The sequence below is a fragment of the Thermus tengchongensis genome, assembly GCF_021462405.1.
GTDB classification, from domain to species: domain Bacteria; phylum Deinococcota; class Deinococci; order Deinococcales; family Thermaceae; genus Thermus; species Thermus tengchongensis.
The window spans coordinates 209,732-224,109 of the sequence record NZ_JAKEDU010000003.1; the positions used below are offsets into that span (position 1 = coordinate 209,732).

Sequence of the window (14,378 nt, forward strand, 5' to 3'; positions counted from 1 at the left end):
CGGTGGTGCACCTGGTCCTTTTCCAGCCGGAGATCCCGCAGAACACTGGGAACGTTGCCCGCACCGCCGCCGCTTTGGGCTTCCCCTTGCACCTCATCCGTCCCTTGGGCTTCCGCCTGGGGGATAAGCGGCTTTTAAGGGCGGGGTTGGACTACTGGCCCCACGTGGACCTCAGGGTGCACGATACCTGGGAGGCCTTTTTAGGAGCGCTTCCACCAGAAGCCAGGGTGTGGGCCTTCAGTGCCCGGGCCGAGCAAAGCCTCTACGAGGCGCGCTTCCAGGAGGGGGACTACCTCCTCTTCGGCCCCGAGACCCGGGGGCTTCCCCCGGAGGTCCTCGCCCGCTTTCCCGGGGTGAGGATCCCCATGCCGGGGCCGGTGCGTTCCCTGAACCTGGCGGTGGCGGTGGGGGTGGCGGCCTACGAGGCCTACCGCCAGCTCAGAGGCTGAGGAGGGCGTAACCCTGGACGTGGACCACCTCCACCCCCAAAGGGGTGCGGTGGCGGCGGAAGGAGGGGGCCCCGAGGAGGGGGGTGTGGCCGTGCACGTGGAGCCGGGGGCGGAGGAGGCGGTGGAAGAGGAGGAAGGCGGGGCTTCCCCGGTGGGGGAAGCCCTCCCCGGCGGTGGGCCCTGGGGGCGGGGCGTGGGTGAGGAGGACGTCCACCCCGTGCCCCCGGAGGAGCCTGCGGGGCAGGAGGAAGAGGGGCTTCAGGGCCAGGGCCAGCAGCTCCCCCTCGGAGAGCTGCCCCTCCCCCTCCCGGTAGCGGGGCACCCCCCCCACCCCGTAGAGGAGGAGGCCCCGGTAGGGGAAGAGCCTGCCGTGGAGGTTCACCGCTCCCCCCGGCCGCTGCCTCTTTGGCCCCTCCCCCACCCACTCCTCCCCGTGGTTCCCGGGCACGTAGAGGACGGGCACCGTCACCTTGCTGGCCACGTACTCCAGGTACTCCCCCGGGAGGTCCCCCGCCCCCAGGACCAGGTCGAAGGGGCCCAGGTTCTCCGGGAAGCGGGGGGAGTGGACGTGGGGGTGGGCCTGGTCGGCGAGGACAAGGAGGCGCAAGCTCCACTCCATTCTGCCCCAATGGGGCAGGATGGAAGGCGTGCGGGCTTACGCCACCGCCCACCTGGCCTTCCCCCTCCCCGAGGGCCACCCCTTTCCCCTCTACAAGTACCGGGGGGTGGCGGAGGCCCTTAGGGGCCTCCTTCCCATCCTTCCGGCTCCCGAGGTGCCCCGGGAGGCCCTCTACCTGGCCCACGAGGCGGCGTACTTGGAAAGGCTTTTCACCGAGGGGCTTTCCCGGGAGGAGTCCTTGCGCCTGGGCCTTCCCTTCAGCCCAAGCCTCCTAAGGCGGGCCCTCCACGCCGCCGGGGGCACCCTGGCCGCGGCCCTGGACGCCCTGGAGGGGGGTCTAGGCCTCAACCTCTCCGGGGGCACCCACCACGCCTTCCCCAATCGGGCCGAGGGGTACAGCCTCTTCAACGACGTGGCCGTGGCCGTGGCCTGGCTCAGGCGGGAGGGCTTCAGGGGCCGGGTCTTGGTGTTGGACCTGGACGCCCACCAGGGGAACGGCACCGCGGTGTTCTTCCAGAATGACCCTTCGGTCTATACCCTCTCTCTCCACGGGGAGCGCAACTACCCCCTGAAGAAGGAGCGGAGCGACCTGGACGTGGGCCTGCCGGACGGCACCGGGGACGAGGCCTACCTCCTGGCCCTGGAGGGGGCCTTGGAGCGGGCTTGGGATTTTCGGCCGGAGTTCGTCTTCTACAACGCTGGGGTGGACGTCCTTAAGGGCGACCGCTTCGGCCGCCTGGCCCTAAGCCTGGAGGGGGTCAGGCGCAGGGACGAGAGGGTCTTCCGCTTCGTGAAGGCCCTCGGGGTGCCCTTGGTGGTGGTCATGGGCGGGGGGTACAACCGCGACCCCAGGCTTACGGTGGAGGCCCATGCAGGGACCTACCGCCTGGCCCTAAGCTCCTTGGCGTAGGTAGTCACGGCCTCCTCGAGGCTGAAGCCCAGGTTGCGGTAAAGCTCCAGGGCCCCGGTCTCGTGGTCGTGGGCCCGGACCCTGAGGAGGGTAGCACCCTTCTTCGTGGCCAGCCTCGCCGCTTCCGCCAAGAGGGCCCGCCCGATGCCCTGGCCCCGGGCCTTGGGCACCACGCCGATATAGGCCACGCTGGCCTCCTTATCCTCCAGTTCCACCTCGGCCATACCCACGGGTTCGTCCCCCCGGTAGGCCACCAGGAGGTGGACATGGGGATCCTGGAAATGTTCCCAAAGCTCCTCGTCCGTCCACTTGAGGCGCAAGGCCCAGCCCTCCTCGCTCTCCCGGTAAAGCTCCCGGTAGACCCCGGGGCCGGGGAAGCCCCTTCGTATGACCACGCCCTCAGGGGGTGGGTAGTCCAGGCCCTCCGGGTTTTTCACGAAGAAGTAGGTGAGGTGCAAAAGGCCGAAGTCGGCCTCCTCCAGCACCTTTCGCAGGGTGTGGTTTTCCTCCCGGGGGAAGGCGTAAAGCCGGTCCAGGTGAAGCTCATTGGCCCGCTTTTCTGCGGCCTGAAGAAGGGGGGGAAGGTCCTCCTCCCGGTAGGCCAGGGGCCCCTCGAGGGCCGCTCCATCCCAAAAGGCGTAAAGGCCCACGTACCCCGCCACCTCCCCATCCCGCAAGAGGACCAGGCCGTCTTCCAGCTCCTCGGCCAGGCCCTCGAGGTCCCGGGCCTCAGGGGCGAGCACCCCCCTTTGGGGGCTTTCGTCCATCCAGCGGAGGAGCTTTAGGAGCCCAGGAAGGTCCTGGCGGGCCACGGGCCGGATCATGCTCCTAGTTTACTCCCCCCACTCCGGGACAAGGGTCCAGGTTCAAGGCCTTCACCACCCCCTCCTCCCCGTAGAACTCCACCACGGAAAGCCGGGCGTAGTCCTGCTCCAGCCTTAGGCCCTCCTCCGGGGGAAGGGGCAGGGCCAGGGAAAGGGCCGCCCGGTTGAGGGTGCAGTTCCCCACCAGGAGAAGGGCCTGGCCCCGGTGCTGGGCCAGCAGCGCCTCTATTGCCCTCCTGCCCCGCTCCCAGGCCGCCCGCACGCTTTCCCCCCCAGGGGGGGCAAAGCCCGCCTCGTCCTGAAGCCAGGCCGCCACCGCCTCAGGGTAGTGCTCCCGGACCTCGGCGAAGCTCAAGCCTTCCCATTCCCCCCAGGCCCGCTCCCGCAGCTCGGGGAGGAGGGTAAAGGGCACCCCCAAGGCCTCCGCCAGGAGCTCTGCCGCCTCGGCTTCCGCCAGGCTGTCGGCGGAGTAGACCCGGACCACGGGGTAGCGCCGGGCCAGCCCGGCCAGGGAGCGGAGGGCCTGCTTGCCCTGTTCCGAAAGGGGAAGGCCCGGATGGCTGTAAAGGACGTGTTCGGGGTTTTTCACCGGCCCGGCCCGGGTGAGGAGCAGGGTGGTTTTGGGGTGGGGCCCCTTGAGGAAGTGGCTGAGGAGACCCATGGCCCTAGAATACGGGGGTGGAAAGGTGGGTCATCGTAAACCCGGCGGCGGGCCGGGGCAAGGTGGGGAGGCTCTCCGGGGCCATCCTCAAAGCGGCGCGGGAGCGGGGGGCCAGGGCCTTCCTCACCGAGGGGCCGGGCCACGCCACCGAGCTTTCCCGGAATGCCCCCGAAGGGGCCAGGGTGGTGGCCGTGGGAGGAGATGGCACGGTGCACGAGGTGTTGAGGGGCCTGGCGGGCACGGAAAAGGTGCTTGGGGTAGTGCCCATCGGCAGCGGCAACGACTTTGCCCGCATGCTGGGCCTGAAGGGGCTTCCCTGGCGGGAGGCTTTAGAGCTGGCCCTCTTCGGCCCTGAGGAGGCCATAGATCTCGGCCAGGTCAACGGAGAGCCCTTTGGGGCCTCCTTGGGCATCGGCTTTGACGCCCTGGTGGCCAAGAAGGCCCTCACCGCTCCCTCTTTCCTCCGGGGCATGCCCCGCTACCTTTACGCCCTCTTCGGGGTGCTCAAGGACCTCCGCCTGCCCGAGGGACGGGTCATGGTGGACGGGGTGGAGGTCCACCGGGGCCCCTTGCTCCTCCTGGCCGCCATGAACGGCCCGGCCTACGGCGGGGGCATTCCCATCGCCCCCATGGCCGACCCCAGGGACGGCCTCCTCTCCGTGGTCCTGGCCCGAAGCTTCACCCGGCTTGGGGTGGTCTTTATCCTGCCCCGCCTGCTTTTGGGCAGGCACCTCTCCCACCCCCAGGTGGCGGCCTATGCGGGGCAGAGGGTGGAGGTGGCCTTTGCGCAGCCCGTGCCCGCCCATGCGGACGGGGAGCTCCTGCCGGAAAGCGCCCTCTACCAAGCGGAGGTGCGGCCCTTGGGCCTGCGGGTGGTGGGGGGAAGGGCGGCGGCCCGGGGGCAGGAGCCCCTCTTGGCTCCTGTAGGGGCGGGCTGAGGCCACCCCACGTGGACTTTGCCCCTGTGGGGGCCCCGGTGAAGAGGTACCCAAGGCCCCTGCTGGGGGAAAGGAGGCAAGGGTTTGGCAGCAAGGGTTAGGAGGCCGCTTTCGTGTGGAAAAAGCGGGGGAAGGAGAGGGTTTCTCCCCGGCTTAGGGGCGGGCTTCTTCCAAGCGCTTTAAGAGGTCCTGGAACCGGGCAAGCGCCTGGGGTAAGGCAGCGTAGATCCTTTCCGCTAAAGCCTCGTCGTAGGTGTGGCTGGTGAGGTTCCGGAGTTCCAGCATTTCCAGCCAGCCCGGGTCTTCCGGGAGGAGGCCCACCTGGAAGGCTCCGCGGATGGCGGCCCTGGGGGAGCGGGCCTCGAGGCCCTCCCGTTCCAGGTAGAGCTTGAGCACCTTCCAAGCGAGCTCAAAGGTGAACTCAAAGCGCTGTATGGCCGAGTCCCGGATGAACTCATCCTTGGGGCGCGCCAGGGCATCCCCTAGCCGCTCCACCGCCCGTCGGAATAGGGCGGTGCGTTCTCTAAGATGGGTTTCCTTCTCCAAGGAGCACCCCTTCCCGTTCCACCGCCTCCTTGAGCCCTGGGGCCCAGGAGAGCTCTACCAGGTCCACCCTTTGCATGAGGGGCAAGCCCTCCAACTCCTCCCGCAAGCGGGCCAGGGTGGCCAGGTCCAGGGGCGGGTCGGCCCACAGGGCCAGATCGTAGTCGGAGCGGGGGCTGGCCTGCCCCCTGGCCCGGGAGCCGAAGAGCCAGAGGCGGTAGCGCCTGCCCTGAAGGTGGCGCGCCACCCGCTCGGCCACCTCCTCCAAAACCTCTTTTTGCGAAAGGGGGAGGCTCATTACTTCCTATACTAAGCACCCGCACGCAAAGGTTGCCCCATTGGCCAAAGCCCAAGCGGCCTGCCCATGGCCCCTTTGGGGCCACCGCCGTGGCGCGAGCCGTAGAACGTCAGAGTCCCCCGCCTTCCCGTATACTTATGCCATGCGCGGCCTCTCGCAAAGGGTCAAGGCCATGAAGCCCTCGGCCACGGTGGCGGTGAACGCCCGCGCCCTAGAGCTCAGGCGCCAGGGCGTGGACCTGGTGGCCCTCACCGCCGGGGAGCCCGACTTTGACACCCCCGAGCACGTGAAGGAAGCGGCCCGGCGAGCCCTGGCCCAGGGGAAGACCAAGTATGCGCCTCCCGCGGGCATCCCCGAGCTCCGCGAGGCCCTGGCGGAGAAGTTCCGAAGGGAGAACGGCCTCGAGGTCACCCCGGACCAGACCATCGTCACCGTGGGCGGGAAGCAGGCCCTTTTCAACCTCTTCCAGGCCATCCTGGACCCGGGCGACGAGGTCATCGTGCTGGCCCCCTATTGGGTGAGCTACCCCGAGATGGTGCGCTTCGCCGGGGGGGTTCCGGTGGAGGTGGCCACCCGTCCCGAAGAGGGCTTCGTCCCCGACCCGGAGGCGGTGCGGCGGGCCATTACCGGGCGCACCAAGGCCCTGGTGGTGAACTCCCCCAACAACCCCACGGGGGCGGTCTACCCCCGGGAGGTCCTCGAGGCCCTGGCCCGCCTAGCCCAAGAGCACGACTTCTACCTGGTTTCCGACGAGATCTACGAGCACCTCATCTACGAGGGGGAGCACTTCTCCCCGGGGCGGATCGCTCCCGAGCACACCCTCACCGTAAACGGGGCGGCCAAGGCCTTCGCCATGACCGGCTGGCGCATCGGCTACGCCTGTGGCCCCAAGGAGGTCATCCGGGCCATGGCCGACGTGTCCAGCCAGTCCACCACCAGCCCCGACACCATCGCCCAGTGGGCCACCCTCGAGGCCCTCACCAATCTGGAGGCCAGCCAGGCCTTTATCCAAATGGCCCGGGAAGCCTACCGGAGGCGGCGGGACCTGCTCCTTGCGGGCCTGGGCCGGCTGGGCCTGAAGGCCGTGCGCCCCAGCGGGGCCTTTTACGTCCTCCTGGACACCTCCCCCTTCGCCCCGGACGAGGTGCGGGCCGCCGAGAGGCTTCTGGAGGCCGGGGTGGCGGTGGTCCCGGGCACGGACTTCGCCGCCTTCGGGCACGTGCGCCTCTCCTACGCCACCGGCGAGGAGAACCTGCAAAAAGCCCTGGAGCGCTTCGCCCGGGCCCTGGGGGTGCCGAGCGCCTGAACAGCCTTCCTGGAGCCTTCAGCCCGCAGGCGCCTTCTCCCAAGTGGGGAGGGCCTCCAGGAGTAGGCGCCTCAGCGCCCCCGGGTCTGATAGCCGCTGGCTTGCGTCCAGGATCTCGATGCCCAAAAGCTTTCCTTGGGCATCCCAGTCCAGGGCAACCCCTTCTGCCACTTCTTCCACCTGGGCGGTTCCCTCCCCAAAGGCGATGTACAGCGCATCCGCTTCAGGATCGTAGCTGATCCTCATCCCTCCTCCTTCAGGCCGCCCCGGGGTAGGAAGTAAACGTAAACGGTGATCACCACCACAGCACCTTCTTCCTCCACGAACACGGGGCGCACCTGCTTACCAGTGTAGCGTTTCCCGTTCCATTCCCCATGGAAGGGAACCTCCAGAAGACACTCCCATCGCCCCCGGGCGGCTGGCCTCCAAGGAGCTTCCTGGATGGCGCGGATCACCTCCTCCAAAGAGGTGCCCCGGGCCAGGCGCAGGCGGGCGTGATGGGTGAAGCGGATGGGCTTTCCCATAGCAAAAATCATTCTGCGGGCAGACCTTTAAAAGCGGCGCCGCCTTCTGGGGGCCAGGAGGAGCAGGGCGGCCCCCACCGTCACGCACACGTCCGCCAGGTTGAAGACGGGGAAGTTGGCGATGAGGGGGATGGAGGTTCCCAGGTCCAGGTAGTCCACCACCCAGCCCCTTCCCAGGCGGTCGATGCCGTTGCCCAAGGCGCCCACCGCGATGAGGGAAAGGGCGAGGGTCTGCCAAAAGGGGTAGCGCCGCGTTGCCAGGAGATAGAGGAGGAAGCTCCCCACCAAAAGGCTCAACCATCCTAGGAGGAAGGCCTGGCCCTCGAGGAGGCCGAAGCCTGCCCCCGTGTTTTTGACCAGGGTGAGGTAGAGGAGGTCTCCCAGGAAGGGCCTCGGCACCGGGGAGAGGTTTTCCAGGGCCCAGAGCTTAAGGATCTGGTCAAAGGCCATGAGGAGGGGCACCAGGATCGTGGGCATCCCCTAAAGTCTACTGAAAGCTCTCCTTTGTGCTATACTCCATAGGGTTTGCCTTCGGGCACGGGAGGGTCGTATGTCCAAGGTGTGCGAGATCAGCGGAAAGAGGCCCATCGTGGCCAATAGCATCCAAAGGCGGGGTAAGGCCAAGCGGGAAGGGGGCGTGGGTAAGAAGACCACCGGCATTTCCAAGCGTCGGCAGTACCCTAACTTGCAGAAGATCCGCGTCCAGGTGGCGGGCCAGGAGATCACCTTCCGGGTGGCGGCGAGCCACATTCCCAAGGTTTACGAGCTTCTGGACCGGGCCAAGGGGCTTAAACTGGAGGGCCTTTCCGCCAAGGAGATTAAGGAAAGACTCTTGAAGCTACTCTAAGGCCTTCCCCCCTGGGAAAGTCCCCAAAGGGGGATTTTTGTAGCATGGGTTCATGGTCTGGAAGCCGGGGCATTACCTCCTTCTGGCCCTGGCCCTCTACAGCCTGGTGGTTACCCTGGGGTTTTCCCTAAGGGGAAGGCAGCTTGCCGGCCTACGCCAGGAGATGGGGGTTCTAAGCCAGAGGGCGGCCCTGGCGCCCGAGGGGTATGTTCTTCCCCTACCCGGGGCCTGCCTGCCCACTAGGCCCGAAAACCTCCCGGGTGCCCCCCGCCCCTACCGCAAGGGGGTGAGCGCAGGCTTCGTGTTCATCCAAGGGGATGCCTGCGTGCCCGTGGTGCGGGGGATGGGGGTGGTGGCCGCCCAGGCCGGGGAGGTGGTGCGGGTGGACCTGGACCACAAAGAACCCTCCCCAGAGGAGTACCAGAAGCTGCTGGAGGCGGTGCGGGAAGGGGCCTTCCCAGAGCAGATGGACCTCCTGCGGGGCCTCGAGGTCTGGCTCCGCCACCCGGACGGGCGCATCACCGTCTACGCCCACCTCCAGGCCCCCTACCCGGGCCTGAGGGTGGGGAAGCGGGTCTTCCGCGGCGACCCCATCGGCTACGTGGGCAACACCGGCCTCAACGGGGGCGCCCCCAGGCTCCTCTTTGAGGTCTGGGAGGGGGAGCCCGACCGAAGCCCGTTCCTCTTCCAGGGGTTGGCCCAGGAAGAGCTCCTCCGCCAGGCCAAGGTCTTCTTCGGCTTAGAATAGCCCCATGCGCGAGGCCTTCGCCCGGGTGTGGGAGAACCCCTACGTGCGGGTCCTCGTTTACCTTCTCCTCTTTTTCCTCCTCTACCGCTTCCTGGCCCGGACCTGGCCTGCCCTCTCGGTCCTCCTCACCGCCTTTACCTTCGCCTACCTGGCCCACCCCGTGGTGCGCTTCTTTGAAGGGCGAAGGCTTCCCCGCGCCTTGGGGGTGGTCTTGGTCTACCTCCTCCTCGGGCTCTTCTTGGGCCTGGCCTCCTTCCTGGCCGCCCAGACGGTTCTGGAGCTAACCCGCTTGGCGCAGGAGCTTCCCCGCCTGCTGGAGCCCCTCTTCTCCTGGCTTCTCTCCTTGCCCGACCGCGCGCGGGCGGTGCCCGTGCCCGAGGCCCTCAAGCCCATCCTGGCCGAAGCCAGCCGCGGCTTGCAGGGCCTTCTCCAGGGCTTCTTGGAAACCCTCGTTCGCTGGCTCCAGGGCCTCCTCGCCCAAGGGGGAAACCTCCTGGGCTTCTTGACCTCCCTCCTGGGCGGGGTCTTTCAGCTCCTCACCGCCCTGGCGCTTTCCATCTACTTCCTCTACGACCTTCCCCGCCTGGGCCGGGCGGCCCTCCTGGTCTTCCCCGAGCCCTACCAGCCCCTGGTGGCTGAGCTGGCCCACAAGCTGGACCGCAGCGTGGGCGGCTTCGTGCGGGGCCAGCTCTTGGTGGCCTTCCTGGTGGGCCTCTTGGTGGGGGTAGGGCTTTGGCTCGTTGGGGTGCCCCTGGCCGCCAGCCTAGGCTTCCTGGCCGGGGTCTTCAACCTCATCCCCTTCGTGGGGGTCATCGTCTCCGGGGTGCCCGCCCTCCTTTTGGCGGCCACTGGGGGCTGGGTCAAGGTGCTCCTGGCCCTTTTGGTCCTCTGGCTGGCCAACCAGATCGAGGGCAACCTCCTGGGCCCCCTCATCGTGGGCCGGGCCACGCGCCTCCACCCCGTGACGGCCATCGCCGCCATCCTTCTGGGGGCTACCCTCTTTGGCCTCTGGGGAGCCCTTTTGGGGGTGCCCGCCGCCGCCTTCTTGAAGGTGCTCCTGGAAGACTACTATAAGGCAAGCCGTTTTTACCGGGAAGGTTAACCGTCCCTACAGGGAAAGCGGTTCCGGTTTGGAAGGGTTGCGCTTGCGGCCCCTTGGGGTGCCTACGGCAGGCGTTCCTCCTCGGTAGCCAGCTCCTCCGGCTCCAGCTGCTTGGGCAAAAGGAGGTTCAGCACCACCCCCACCAGGGCGGCCAGGGCCATGCCGCTCACCTTGAGGGGCACGGCGGCCCCCGCTACCTGCACCTTCCCCAGCTCCGCCACCGCACCGCCCAGGCCCAGGACCAGGATGGCGGACACCACGATCAGGTTGCGGCTGTGGGTGAAGTCGATCTCGGCCTCGGCCAGGGTGCGGATGCCGATGGAGGCGATCATGCCAAAAAGAAGCATGGAGATGCCCCCCAGAACCCCTTGGGGCAGGGTTTGGAGGAGGGCGGCGAGCTTGGGGGAGAAGGAGAGGAGGATGGCGAAGACCGCGGCGATGCGGAGCACCAAGGGGTCGTAGACCCGGGTCACCGCCAGCACCCCGGTGTTCTCCGAGTAGGTGGTGTTGGCTGGCCCCCCCAAAAGCCCCGCTAGGCTGGTGGCCAGGCCGTCCCCCAGGAGGGTGCGGTGGAGGCCGGGTCGGGCGAAGAAGTCCTTGCCCACCACCCGCCCGTTGGTCAGGATGTCCCCGATGTGCTCCATCACCGTGACGAAGGCCACCGGGGCGATGAGGAGCACCGCGCCCCACTCCCAGGTGGCCAGGGTGAAGGAGGGGAGGCCGAACCAGGTGGCTTCCTTCAAGGGCGTCAGGTCCACCCGGCCCAAGGCCAGGGCCAGCAGGTAGCCTGCCCCCACCCCCAGGAGCACGGGAATCATCTGGAAGAGCCCCCGGAGGAACACCGCGCTCACCACGGCGCTCAGAAAGGTGAAGACCGCAAGAAGCCAGTCCTTGCTGGCCATCTGCACCGCCACCGGGGCCAGGGTGAGGCCGATGACCACGATCACCGGCCCCGTCACCACCGGGGGGAAGACCTGGCGCACCCGCTCCGAGCCGATGAAGAGGACGAGCAGGGCAAAAAGGGCGTACACCAGCCCCGCCGCCGCGATCCCCCCGCCCACCGCCGCTAGGGAAAAGCCCGCCTCCTTGGCGGCCAGGATGGGGGCGATGAAGGCAAAGCTGGAGCCCAGGAAGACCGGGACCATGCGCCCCGTGACCAGGTGGAAGACCAGGGTGCCGAGCCCGGCGGTGAAGAGGGCCACCGCCGGGTTGAGCCCGGTGAGGAGGGGTACCAGCACCGTGGCCCCGAACATGGCCACCGCGTGCTGGAGGCCCAGGATAAGGTGCCTTGGCTTCATACCGAGCCCATTCTAAGGGTCCTTGGGGGGCCCGTCGCCCAAACCGAGGCTTTTCACCCCCGGAACGGGGGCTCCCTCAGCCCCTTTCCCCATAGGCCGCGTCACCAATGCCCACCTGCCGCCATGGCCTCCCGGAACCAGGCGGGCACCTCCTTGCCGAAGCGCCGTTCCGCAAAGGCCCAGGCGAAGGCCCCGTAGTCTCCACGCCGTATAGCCTCCCGGGCCCCCTCGGTGAGGCGGTGGAGGTGGCGCAGGTTGTGCAGGGAAAGGAGGATGCCCCCCAGCATCTCCCCGGCGCGCACCAGGTGGGCGATGTAGGCCCGGCTGAAGTGCTGGCAGGCGTAGCAGTCGCACCCCTCCTCCAGGGGCCTTGGGTCTTCCAGAAAGCGGGCGTTTTTGAGGTTGATCCGCCCCTCCGGGGTGAGGGCGCTCCCGAAGCGGCCCGTGCGGGTGGGGTAGACGCTGTCGAAGAGGTCCACCCCCAGGCCCATGGCCGCCACCAGGTCCTCGGGGTGGCCCACCCCCATGAGGTAGCGGGGGCGGTCCTCCGGGAGGATTTCCGTGGAGAGGGCCACCATGGGGAACATGGCCTCCTTGGGTTCCCCCACGGCCAGGCCTCCGATGGCGTAGCCGGGCAGGTCAAAGCGCAGGGTTTCCCGGGTGGAAAGGGCCCTGAGTTCCGGGTCCGTCCCCCCTTGGGCGATGCCGAAAAGGGCCTGGTCGGGCCGGGTCTTGGCCTTCAGGCTCCGCTCCAGCCAGCGCAGGGTGCGCTCCAGGGAGGCCTTCAGGTACTCGGGGGAGGAGGGGTAGGGGGGGCACTCGTCGAAGGCCATGATGAAGTCCGCCCCTAAGGCTTCCTGGACCGCAATGCTCCTTTCCGGGGTTAGCCGCACCAGGCTCCCGTCCAGATGGCTCTGGAAGACCACGCCTTCCTCGTCGATGCGCCTGAGGTGCCCCAGGCTCATCACCTGGAAGCCCCCGGAGTCCGTGAGCCAGGGGCCCCGCCACCCGGCGAAGCCGTGGAGCCCCCCTAAGGTCCGTACCCGCTCGGGCCCAGGCCGCAGGAGGAGGTGGTAGGTGTTGGCCAGGAGCACCTGGCTACCGATGGCCTTCAGGTCCTTGGGCAGGAGGCCCTTCACCGAGCCCTGGGTGCCCACGGGCATGAAAAGGGGGGTTTCCACGGGGCCGTGGGGGGTTTGCAGGCGGCCCACCCGGGCCCGCCCCGAGCGGGCGAGGAGCTGGAAGCGGAAGGGCTCCATCAGCTCCCGAAGCGCCGCTCTACGTAGGCTTCCACCAGGGCGATGAACTCCTGGGCGAGGTTTTCCCCTTTGAGGATGGTGAGGAGCTTGCCGTCCGCGTAGACGGGGGCCTTGGGCTCCTCCCCCGCCCCTGGCAGGGAGATGCCGATGTGGGCGTGGCGGCTCTCCCCGGGGCCGTTCACCACGCACCCCATCACCGCCACCTTCAGGCCCTCCACCCCGGGGTACTTTTCCCGCCACTCGGGGAGCTTGGCCCGGAGGTGGGCGTTCACCTCCTCAGCCAGCTCCTGGAAGAAGGTGCTGGTGGTGCGGCCGCACCCCGGGCAGCTCGTCACCTCGGGGGCAAAGCTCCGGAGGCCCAGGGCCTGGAGGATCTCCTGGGCCACCTCCACCTCCTTGGTGCGGGGCTCGCCCGGGGCGGGGGTGAGGGAGACCCGGATGGTGTCCCCGATGCCCTCCAGGAGCAAAGGGGCCAAGGCGGCGGCGCTGGCCACCATCCCCTTCACCCCCATCCCCGCCTCGGTGAGGCCCAGGTGCAGGGGGGCCTGGGTGCGCCGGGCCAGCTCCCGGTAGACCCACACCAGATCGGGGGCCTTGGACACCTTGGCGGAAAGCACGATCCGGTCCTCCCCCAGGCCTAGCTCCAGGGCGGCCTCGTAGGCGCGTACGGCGCTTTCCACCAGGGCCTCCAGGAGGACCTCGTGGGCGCTTTTGGGCTCGGGCCTCTTGGCGTTTTGGTCCATGAGCTCGGTGAGGAGGGCAGGATCCAGGCTTCCCCAGTTGGCCCCGATGCGCACGGGCTTGCCCAGGTCCTTGGCGATCTCCACCATCTCCCGGAAATGCTCGTCCTTGTGGCGGCCCCGGCCCAGGGTGCCGGGGTTCAGCCGGAACTTGTCCAGGGCCTCGGCCATCTTGGGGTATTTCCGGAGGAGCAGGTGGCCGTTGAAGTGGAAGTCCCCCACCAGGGGTACCTCCGCTCCCTCCGCCAGGAGCCTTTCCTTGATCTTTGGCACCGCCTGGGCTGCCTTCTCGTCGTTCACCGTGAGGCGGACGATCTCGCTCCCCGCCCGGTGGAGGGCCAGGACCTGGGCTGCCGTGGCCTCCACGTCCGCGGTGGGGGTGTTGGTCATGGACTGGACGGCGATGGGGTGGGCGCTTCCCAGGGGAACGCGTCCCACCCATACCGTGGGGGTAGGGCGTCTCATCCCACCCATGGTAGCGGAGAGGGGGCGTTCTCGTCTGGATATTGGCCTGCTATTCCAGCTCCATCCCCATCACGTGGTACCCCGCATCCACGTAGACCACCTCTCCCGTGATGCCGCTGGCGAGGGGGGAGAGGAGGAAGAGGCCCAGGTTGCCCACTTCCTCCTGGGTAATGTTGCGCTTCAGGGGGGCCACCTGGGCCACGCGGTCGTACATCTTCATGAAGCCAGGGATGCTCCTTGCGGCCACGGTGCGCACGGGCCCCGCGGAGATGGCGTTCACCCTGATCCCCTTGGGGCCGAGCTCGTAGGCCAGGTAGCGGACGCTTGCTTCCAGGGCCGCCTTGGCGATGGCCATCACGTTGTACCGGGGCACCACCTTCTCGCTGGCGTAATAGGTTAGGGTCACGATGCCCCCGCCCTCCCTTAGGAGGGCTTCCGCCCTTTGGGCCGCGGCCACCAGGGAGTAGGCGGAGACCTCGAGGGCCAGAAGCCAGTCCTGCCGCCTGGTGTCCAGGTAGCGCCCCTCCATGGCCTCCCTTGGGGCGAAGGCGATGGCGTGGACCAGGTAGTCCAGATGCCCCCAGGCTTCCCCAATGCCCGCAAAGAGCCGGTCCAGCTCCTCGTCCCGGGTTACGTCCGCTTGGAAGGTGAGGGCCCCTAGGGGGGCGGCGAGCCGCTCCACCTCCTCCTTGAGCCTCTCCCCCTGGTAGCTGAAGGCCAGCTCTGCCCCGGCTCCGTGGAGCTTTTCCGCGATGGCGTAGCCCAGGCTCCTTTGGTTGGTAACGCCCATGACAAGGGCTTTTTTGCCGGAAAGGTCCAGGGTGAGCATGGGGGGATTATACCCAAG

19 protein-coding genes are annotated in these 14,378 nt (G+C 68.2%); 7 read left to right on the top strand and 12 right to left on the bottom strand.

Going from position 1 to position 14,378, the window contains the following annotated elements; all coding sequences use genetic code 11:
* Positions 1–2: 2 nt before the first annotated feature.
* The gene (locus tag L1087_RS05660) at positions 3–449 is read left to right on the top strand and encodes a tRNA (cytidine(34)-2'-O)-methyltransferase (RefSeq protein WP_234558010.1); all 447 of its coding nucleotides are present in this window, start codon (positions 3–5) and stop codon (positions 447–449) included.
* Here the strand turns inward: L1087_RS05660 and L1087_RS05665 are convergent.
* Entirely contained in the window at positions 439–1,068 is a 630-nt protein-coding gene (locus tag L1087_RS05665) for a metallophosphoesterase (RefSeq protein ID WP_234558011.1), read from the bottom strand. The two genes, L1087_RS05660 and L1087_RS05665, sit on opposite strands and share 11 nt — an antisense overlap.
* A 28-nt stretch (positions 1,069–1,096) precedes the next feature.
* Between L1087_RS05665 and L1087_RS05670 the strand changes: the two genes are divergently transcribed.
* Positions 1,097–1,978, top strand: coding sequence for a histone deacetylase family protein (locus L1087_RS05670; RefSeq protein ID WP_234558090.1), 882 nt, complete (start codon positions 1,097–1,099; stop codon positions 1,976–1,978).
* On the opposite strand, the gene L1087_RS05675 is transcribed toward L1087_RS05670, so the two are convergent.
* Both L1087_RS05675 and L1087_RS05680 read right to left on the bottom strand, forming a co-directional pair.
* Positions 1,948–2,802 carry a GNAT family N-acetyltransferase gene (locus L1087_RS05675; protein ID WP_234558012.1) on the bottom strand — a complete coding sequence of 285 codons (855 nt, stop codon included), beginning with the start codon at positions 2,800–2,802 and terminating at the stop codon, positions 1,948–1,950. The genes L1087_RS05670 and L1087_RS05675 overlap by 31 nt on opposite strands.
* 4 nt (positions 2,803–2,806) lie before the next feature.
* Positions 2,807–3,463: a histidine phosphatase family protein gene (locus L1087_RS05680; RefSeq protein ID WP_234558014.1), complete on the bottom strand. Its 657-nt coding sequence runs from the start codon at positions 3,461–3,463 to the stop codon at positions 2,807–2,809.
* A gap of 17 nt (positions 3,464–3,480) precedes the next feature.
* Here L1087_RS05680 and L1087_RS05685 point away from each other — a divergent pair, with 17 nt between their 5' ends.
* The gene (locus L1087_RS05685) at positions 3,481–4,401 is read left to right on the top strand and encodes a diacylglycerol/lipid kinase family protein (RefSeq protein WP_234558016.1); all 921 of its coding nucleotides are present in this window, start codon (positions 3,481–3,483) and stop codon (positions 4,399–4,401) included.
* 153 nt (positions 4,402–4,554) lie between these two features.
* Here the strand turns inward: L1087_RS05685 and L1087_RS05690 are convergent, their stop codons facing one another.
* Positions 4,555–4,947 carry a nucleotidyltransferase substrate binding protein gene (locus L1087_RS05690; RefSeq protein ID WP_051913578.1) on the bottom strand — a complete coding sequence of 131 codons (393 nt, stop codon included), beginning with the start codon at positions 4,945–4,947 and terminating at the stop codon, positions 4,555–4,557.
* Positions 4,925–5,242 (bottom strand): nucleotidyltransferase family protein, encoded by a 318-nt coding sequence (locus tag L1087_RS05695; protein WP_234558018.1) that lies wholly within the window; start codon positions 5,240–5,242, stop codon positions 4,925–4,927. Before L1087_RS05695 ends, L1087_RS05690 begins: the two co-directional genes overlap by 23 nt.
* A 142-nt stretch (positions 5,243–5,384) precedes the next feature.
* On the opposite strand from L1087_RS05695, the gene aspC reads away from it, so the two are divergent.
* Positions 5,385–6,548 carry an aspartate/prephenate aminotransferase gene (gene aspC / locus L1087_RS05700; protein WP_234558020.1) on the top strand — a complete coding sequence of 388 codons (1,164 nt, stop codon included), beginning with the start codon at positions 5,385–5,387 and terminating at the stop codon, positions 6,546–6,548.
* An 18-nt stretch (positions 6,549–6,566) separates the two neighbouring features.
* On the opposite strand, the gene L1087_RS05705 is transcribed toward aspC, so the two are convergent.
* The 3 genes from L1087_RS05705 to lspA are packed head-to-tail and all read right to left on the bottom strand — an operon-like array spanning position 6,567 to position 7,549.
* Positions 6,567–6,794, bottom strand: a complete 228-nt coding sequence (locus L1087_RS05705; RefSeq protein ID WP_038041010.1) for a DUF2283 domain-containing protein — start codon at positions 6,792–6,794, stop codon at positions 6,567–6,569.
* On the bottom strand, positions 6,791–7,072 hold the full coding sequence (locus L1087_RS05710) for a DUF4258 domain-containing protein (RefSeq protein ID WP_234558022.1): 282 nt from the start codon (positions 7,070–7,072) through the stop codon (positions 6,791–6,793). Before L1087_RS05710 ends, L1087_RS05705 begins: the two co-directional genes overlap by 4 nt.
* 27 nt (positions 7,073–7,099) lie before the next feature.
* On the bottom strand, positions 7,100–7,549 hold the full coding sequence (lspA, locus tag L1087_RS05715) for a signal peptidase II (RefSeq protein WP_135260636.1): 450 nt from the start codon (positions 7,547–7,549) through the stop codon (positions 7,100–7,102).
* A 73-nt stretch (positions 7,550–7,622) separates the two neighbouring features.
* Here lspA and rpmB point away from each other — a divergent pair, with 73 nt between their 5' ends.
* The 3 genes from rpmB to L1087_RS05730 are packed head-to-tail and all read left to right on the top strand — an operon-like array spanning position 7,623 to position 9,769.
* On the top strand, positions 7,623–7,919 hold the full coding sequence (gene rpmB / locus L1087_RS05720) for a 50S ribosomal protein L28 (protein WP_015718306.1): 297 nt from the start codon (positions 7,623–7,625) through the stop codon (positions 7,917–7,919).
* 52 nt (positions 7,920–7,971) lie between these two features.
* Positions 7,972–8,667 carry a M23 family metallopeptidase gene (locus tag L1087_RS05725; protein ID WP_234558024.1) on the top strand — a complete coding sequence of 232 codons (696 nt, stop codon included), beginning with the start codon at positions 7,972–7,974 and terminating at the stop codon, positions 8,665–8,667.
* A gap of 4 nt (positions 8,668–8,671) precedes the next feature.
* Positions 8,672–9,769 (top strand): AI-2E family transporter, encoded by a 1,098-nt coding sequence (locus tag L1087_RS05730; RefSeq protein WP_234558026.1) that lies wholly within the window; start codon positions 8,672–8,674, stop codon positions 9,767–9,769.
* A 62-nt stretch (positions 9,770–9,831) separates the two neighbouring features.
* On the opposite strand, the gene L1087_RS05735 is transcribed toward L1087_RS05730, so the two are convergent.
* The 4 genes from L1087_RS05735 to L1087_RS05750 form a co-directional block, all read right to left on the bottom strand.
* Entirely contained in the window at positions 9,832–11,067 is a 1,236-nt protein-coding gene (locus L1087_RS05735) for a uracil-xanthine permease family protein (RefSeq protein ID WP_234558028.1), read from the bottom strand.
* 101 nt (positions 11,068–11,168) lie between these two features.
* Positions 11,169–12,326, bottom strand: a complete 1,158-nt coding sequence (gene tgt, locus L1087_RS05740) for a tRNA guanosine(34) transglycosylase Tgt (protein ID WP_038041004.1) — start codon at positions 12,324–12,326, stop codon at positions 11,169–11,171.
* On the bottom strand, positions 12,326–13,531 hold the full coding sequence (gene ispG, locus L1087_RS05745) for a flavodoxin-dependent (E)-4-hydroxy-3-methylbut-2-enyl-diphosphate synthase (RefSeq protein ID WP_386083472.1): 1,206 nt from the start codon (positions 13,529–13,531) through the stop codon (positions 12,326–12,328). Before ispG ends, tgt begins: the two co-directional genes overlap by 1 nt.
* A 49-nt stretch (positions 13,532–13,580) precedes the next feature.
* Positions 13,581–14,360 carry an enoyl-ACP reductase FabI gene (locus tag L1087_RS05750; RefSeq protein ID WP_234558033.1) on the bottom strand — a complete coding sequence of 260 codons (780 nt, stop codon included), beginning with the start codon at positions 14,358–14,360 and terminating at the stop codon, positions 13,581–13,583.
* Between the last annotated feature and the right edge of the window lie 18 nt (positions 14,361–14,378).

Excerpts from the sequence above, each read along its gene's own strand:
- tgt (WP_038041004.1), bottom strand. The coding sequence starts at position 12,326 with ATGGAGCCCTTCCGCTTCCAGCTCCTCGCCCGCTCGGGGCGGGCCCGG.
- ispG (WP_386083472.1), bottom strand. The coding sequence starts at position 13,531 with ATGAGACGCCCTACCCCCACGGTATGGGTGGGACGCGTTCCCCTGGGA.
- L1087_RS05705 (WP_038041010.1), bottom strand. The coding sequence starts at position 6,794 with ATGAGGATCAGCTACGATCCTGAAGCGGATGCGCTGTACATCGCCTTT.
- aspC (WP_234558020.1), top strand. The coding sequence starts at position 5,385 with ATGCGCGGCCTCTCGCAAAGGGTCAAGGCCATGAAGCCCTCGGCCACG.
- L1087_RS05710 (WP_234558022.1), bottom strand. The coding sequence starts at position 7,072 with ATGGGAAAGCCCATCCGCTTCACCCATCACGCCCGCCTGCGCCTGGCC.
- L1087_RS05665 (WP_234558011.1), bottom strand. The coding sequence starts at position 1,068 with ATGGAGTGGAGCTTGCGCCTCCTTGTCCTCGCCGACCAGGCCCACCCC.
- L1087_RS05680 (WP_234558014.1), bottom strand. The coding sequence starts at position 3,463 with ATGGGTCTCCTCAGCCACTTCCTCAAGGGGCCCCACCCCAAAACCACC.
- L1087_RS05725 (WP_234558024.1), top strand. The coding sequence starts at position 7,972 with ATGGTCTGGAAGCCGGGGCATTACCTCCTTCTGGCCCTGGCCCTCTAC.
- L1087_RS05735 (WP_234558028.1), bottom strand. The coding sequence starts at position 11,067 with ATGAAGCCAAGGCACCTTATCCTGGGCCTCCAGCACGCGGTGGCCATG.
- rpmB (WP_015718306.1), top strand. The coding sequence starts at position 7,623 with ATGTCCAAGGTGTGCGAGATCAGCGGAAAGAGGCCCATCGTGGCCAAT.
- L1087_RS05695 (WP_234558018.1), bottom strand. The coding sequence starts at position 5,242 with ATGAGCCTCCCCCTTTCGCAAAAAGAGGTTTTGGAGGAGGTGGCCGAG.
- L1087_RS05750 (WP_234558033.1), bottom strand. The coding sequence starts at position 14,360 with ATGCTCACCCTGGACCTTTCCGGCAAAAAAGCCCTTGTCATGGGCGTT.
- lspA (WP_135260636.1), bottom strand. The coding sequence starts at position 7,549 with ATGCCCACGATCCTGGTGCCCCTCCTCATGGCCTTTGACCAGATCCTT.
- L1087_RS05675 (WP_234558012.1), bottom strand. The coding sequence starts at position 2,802 with ATGATCCGGCCCGTGGCCCGCCAGGACCTTCCTGGGCTCCTAAAGCTC.
- L1087_RS05730 (WP_234558026.1), top strand. The coding sequence starts at position 8,672 with ATGCGCGAGGCCTTCGCCCGGGTGTGGGAGAACCCCTACGTGCGGGTC.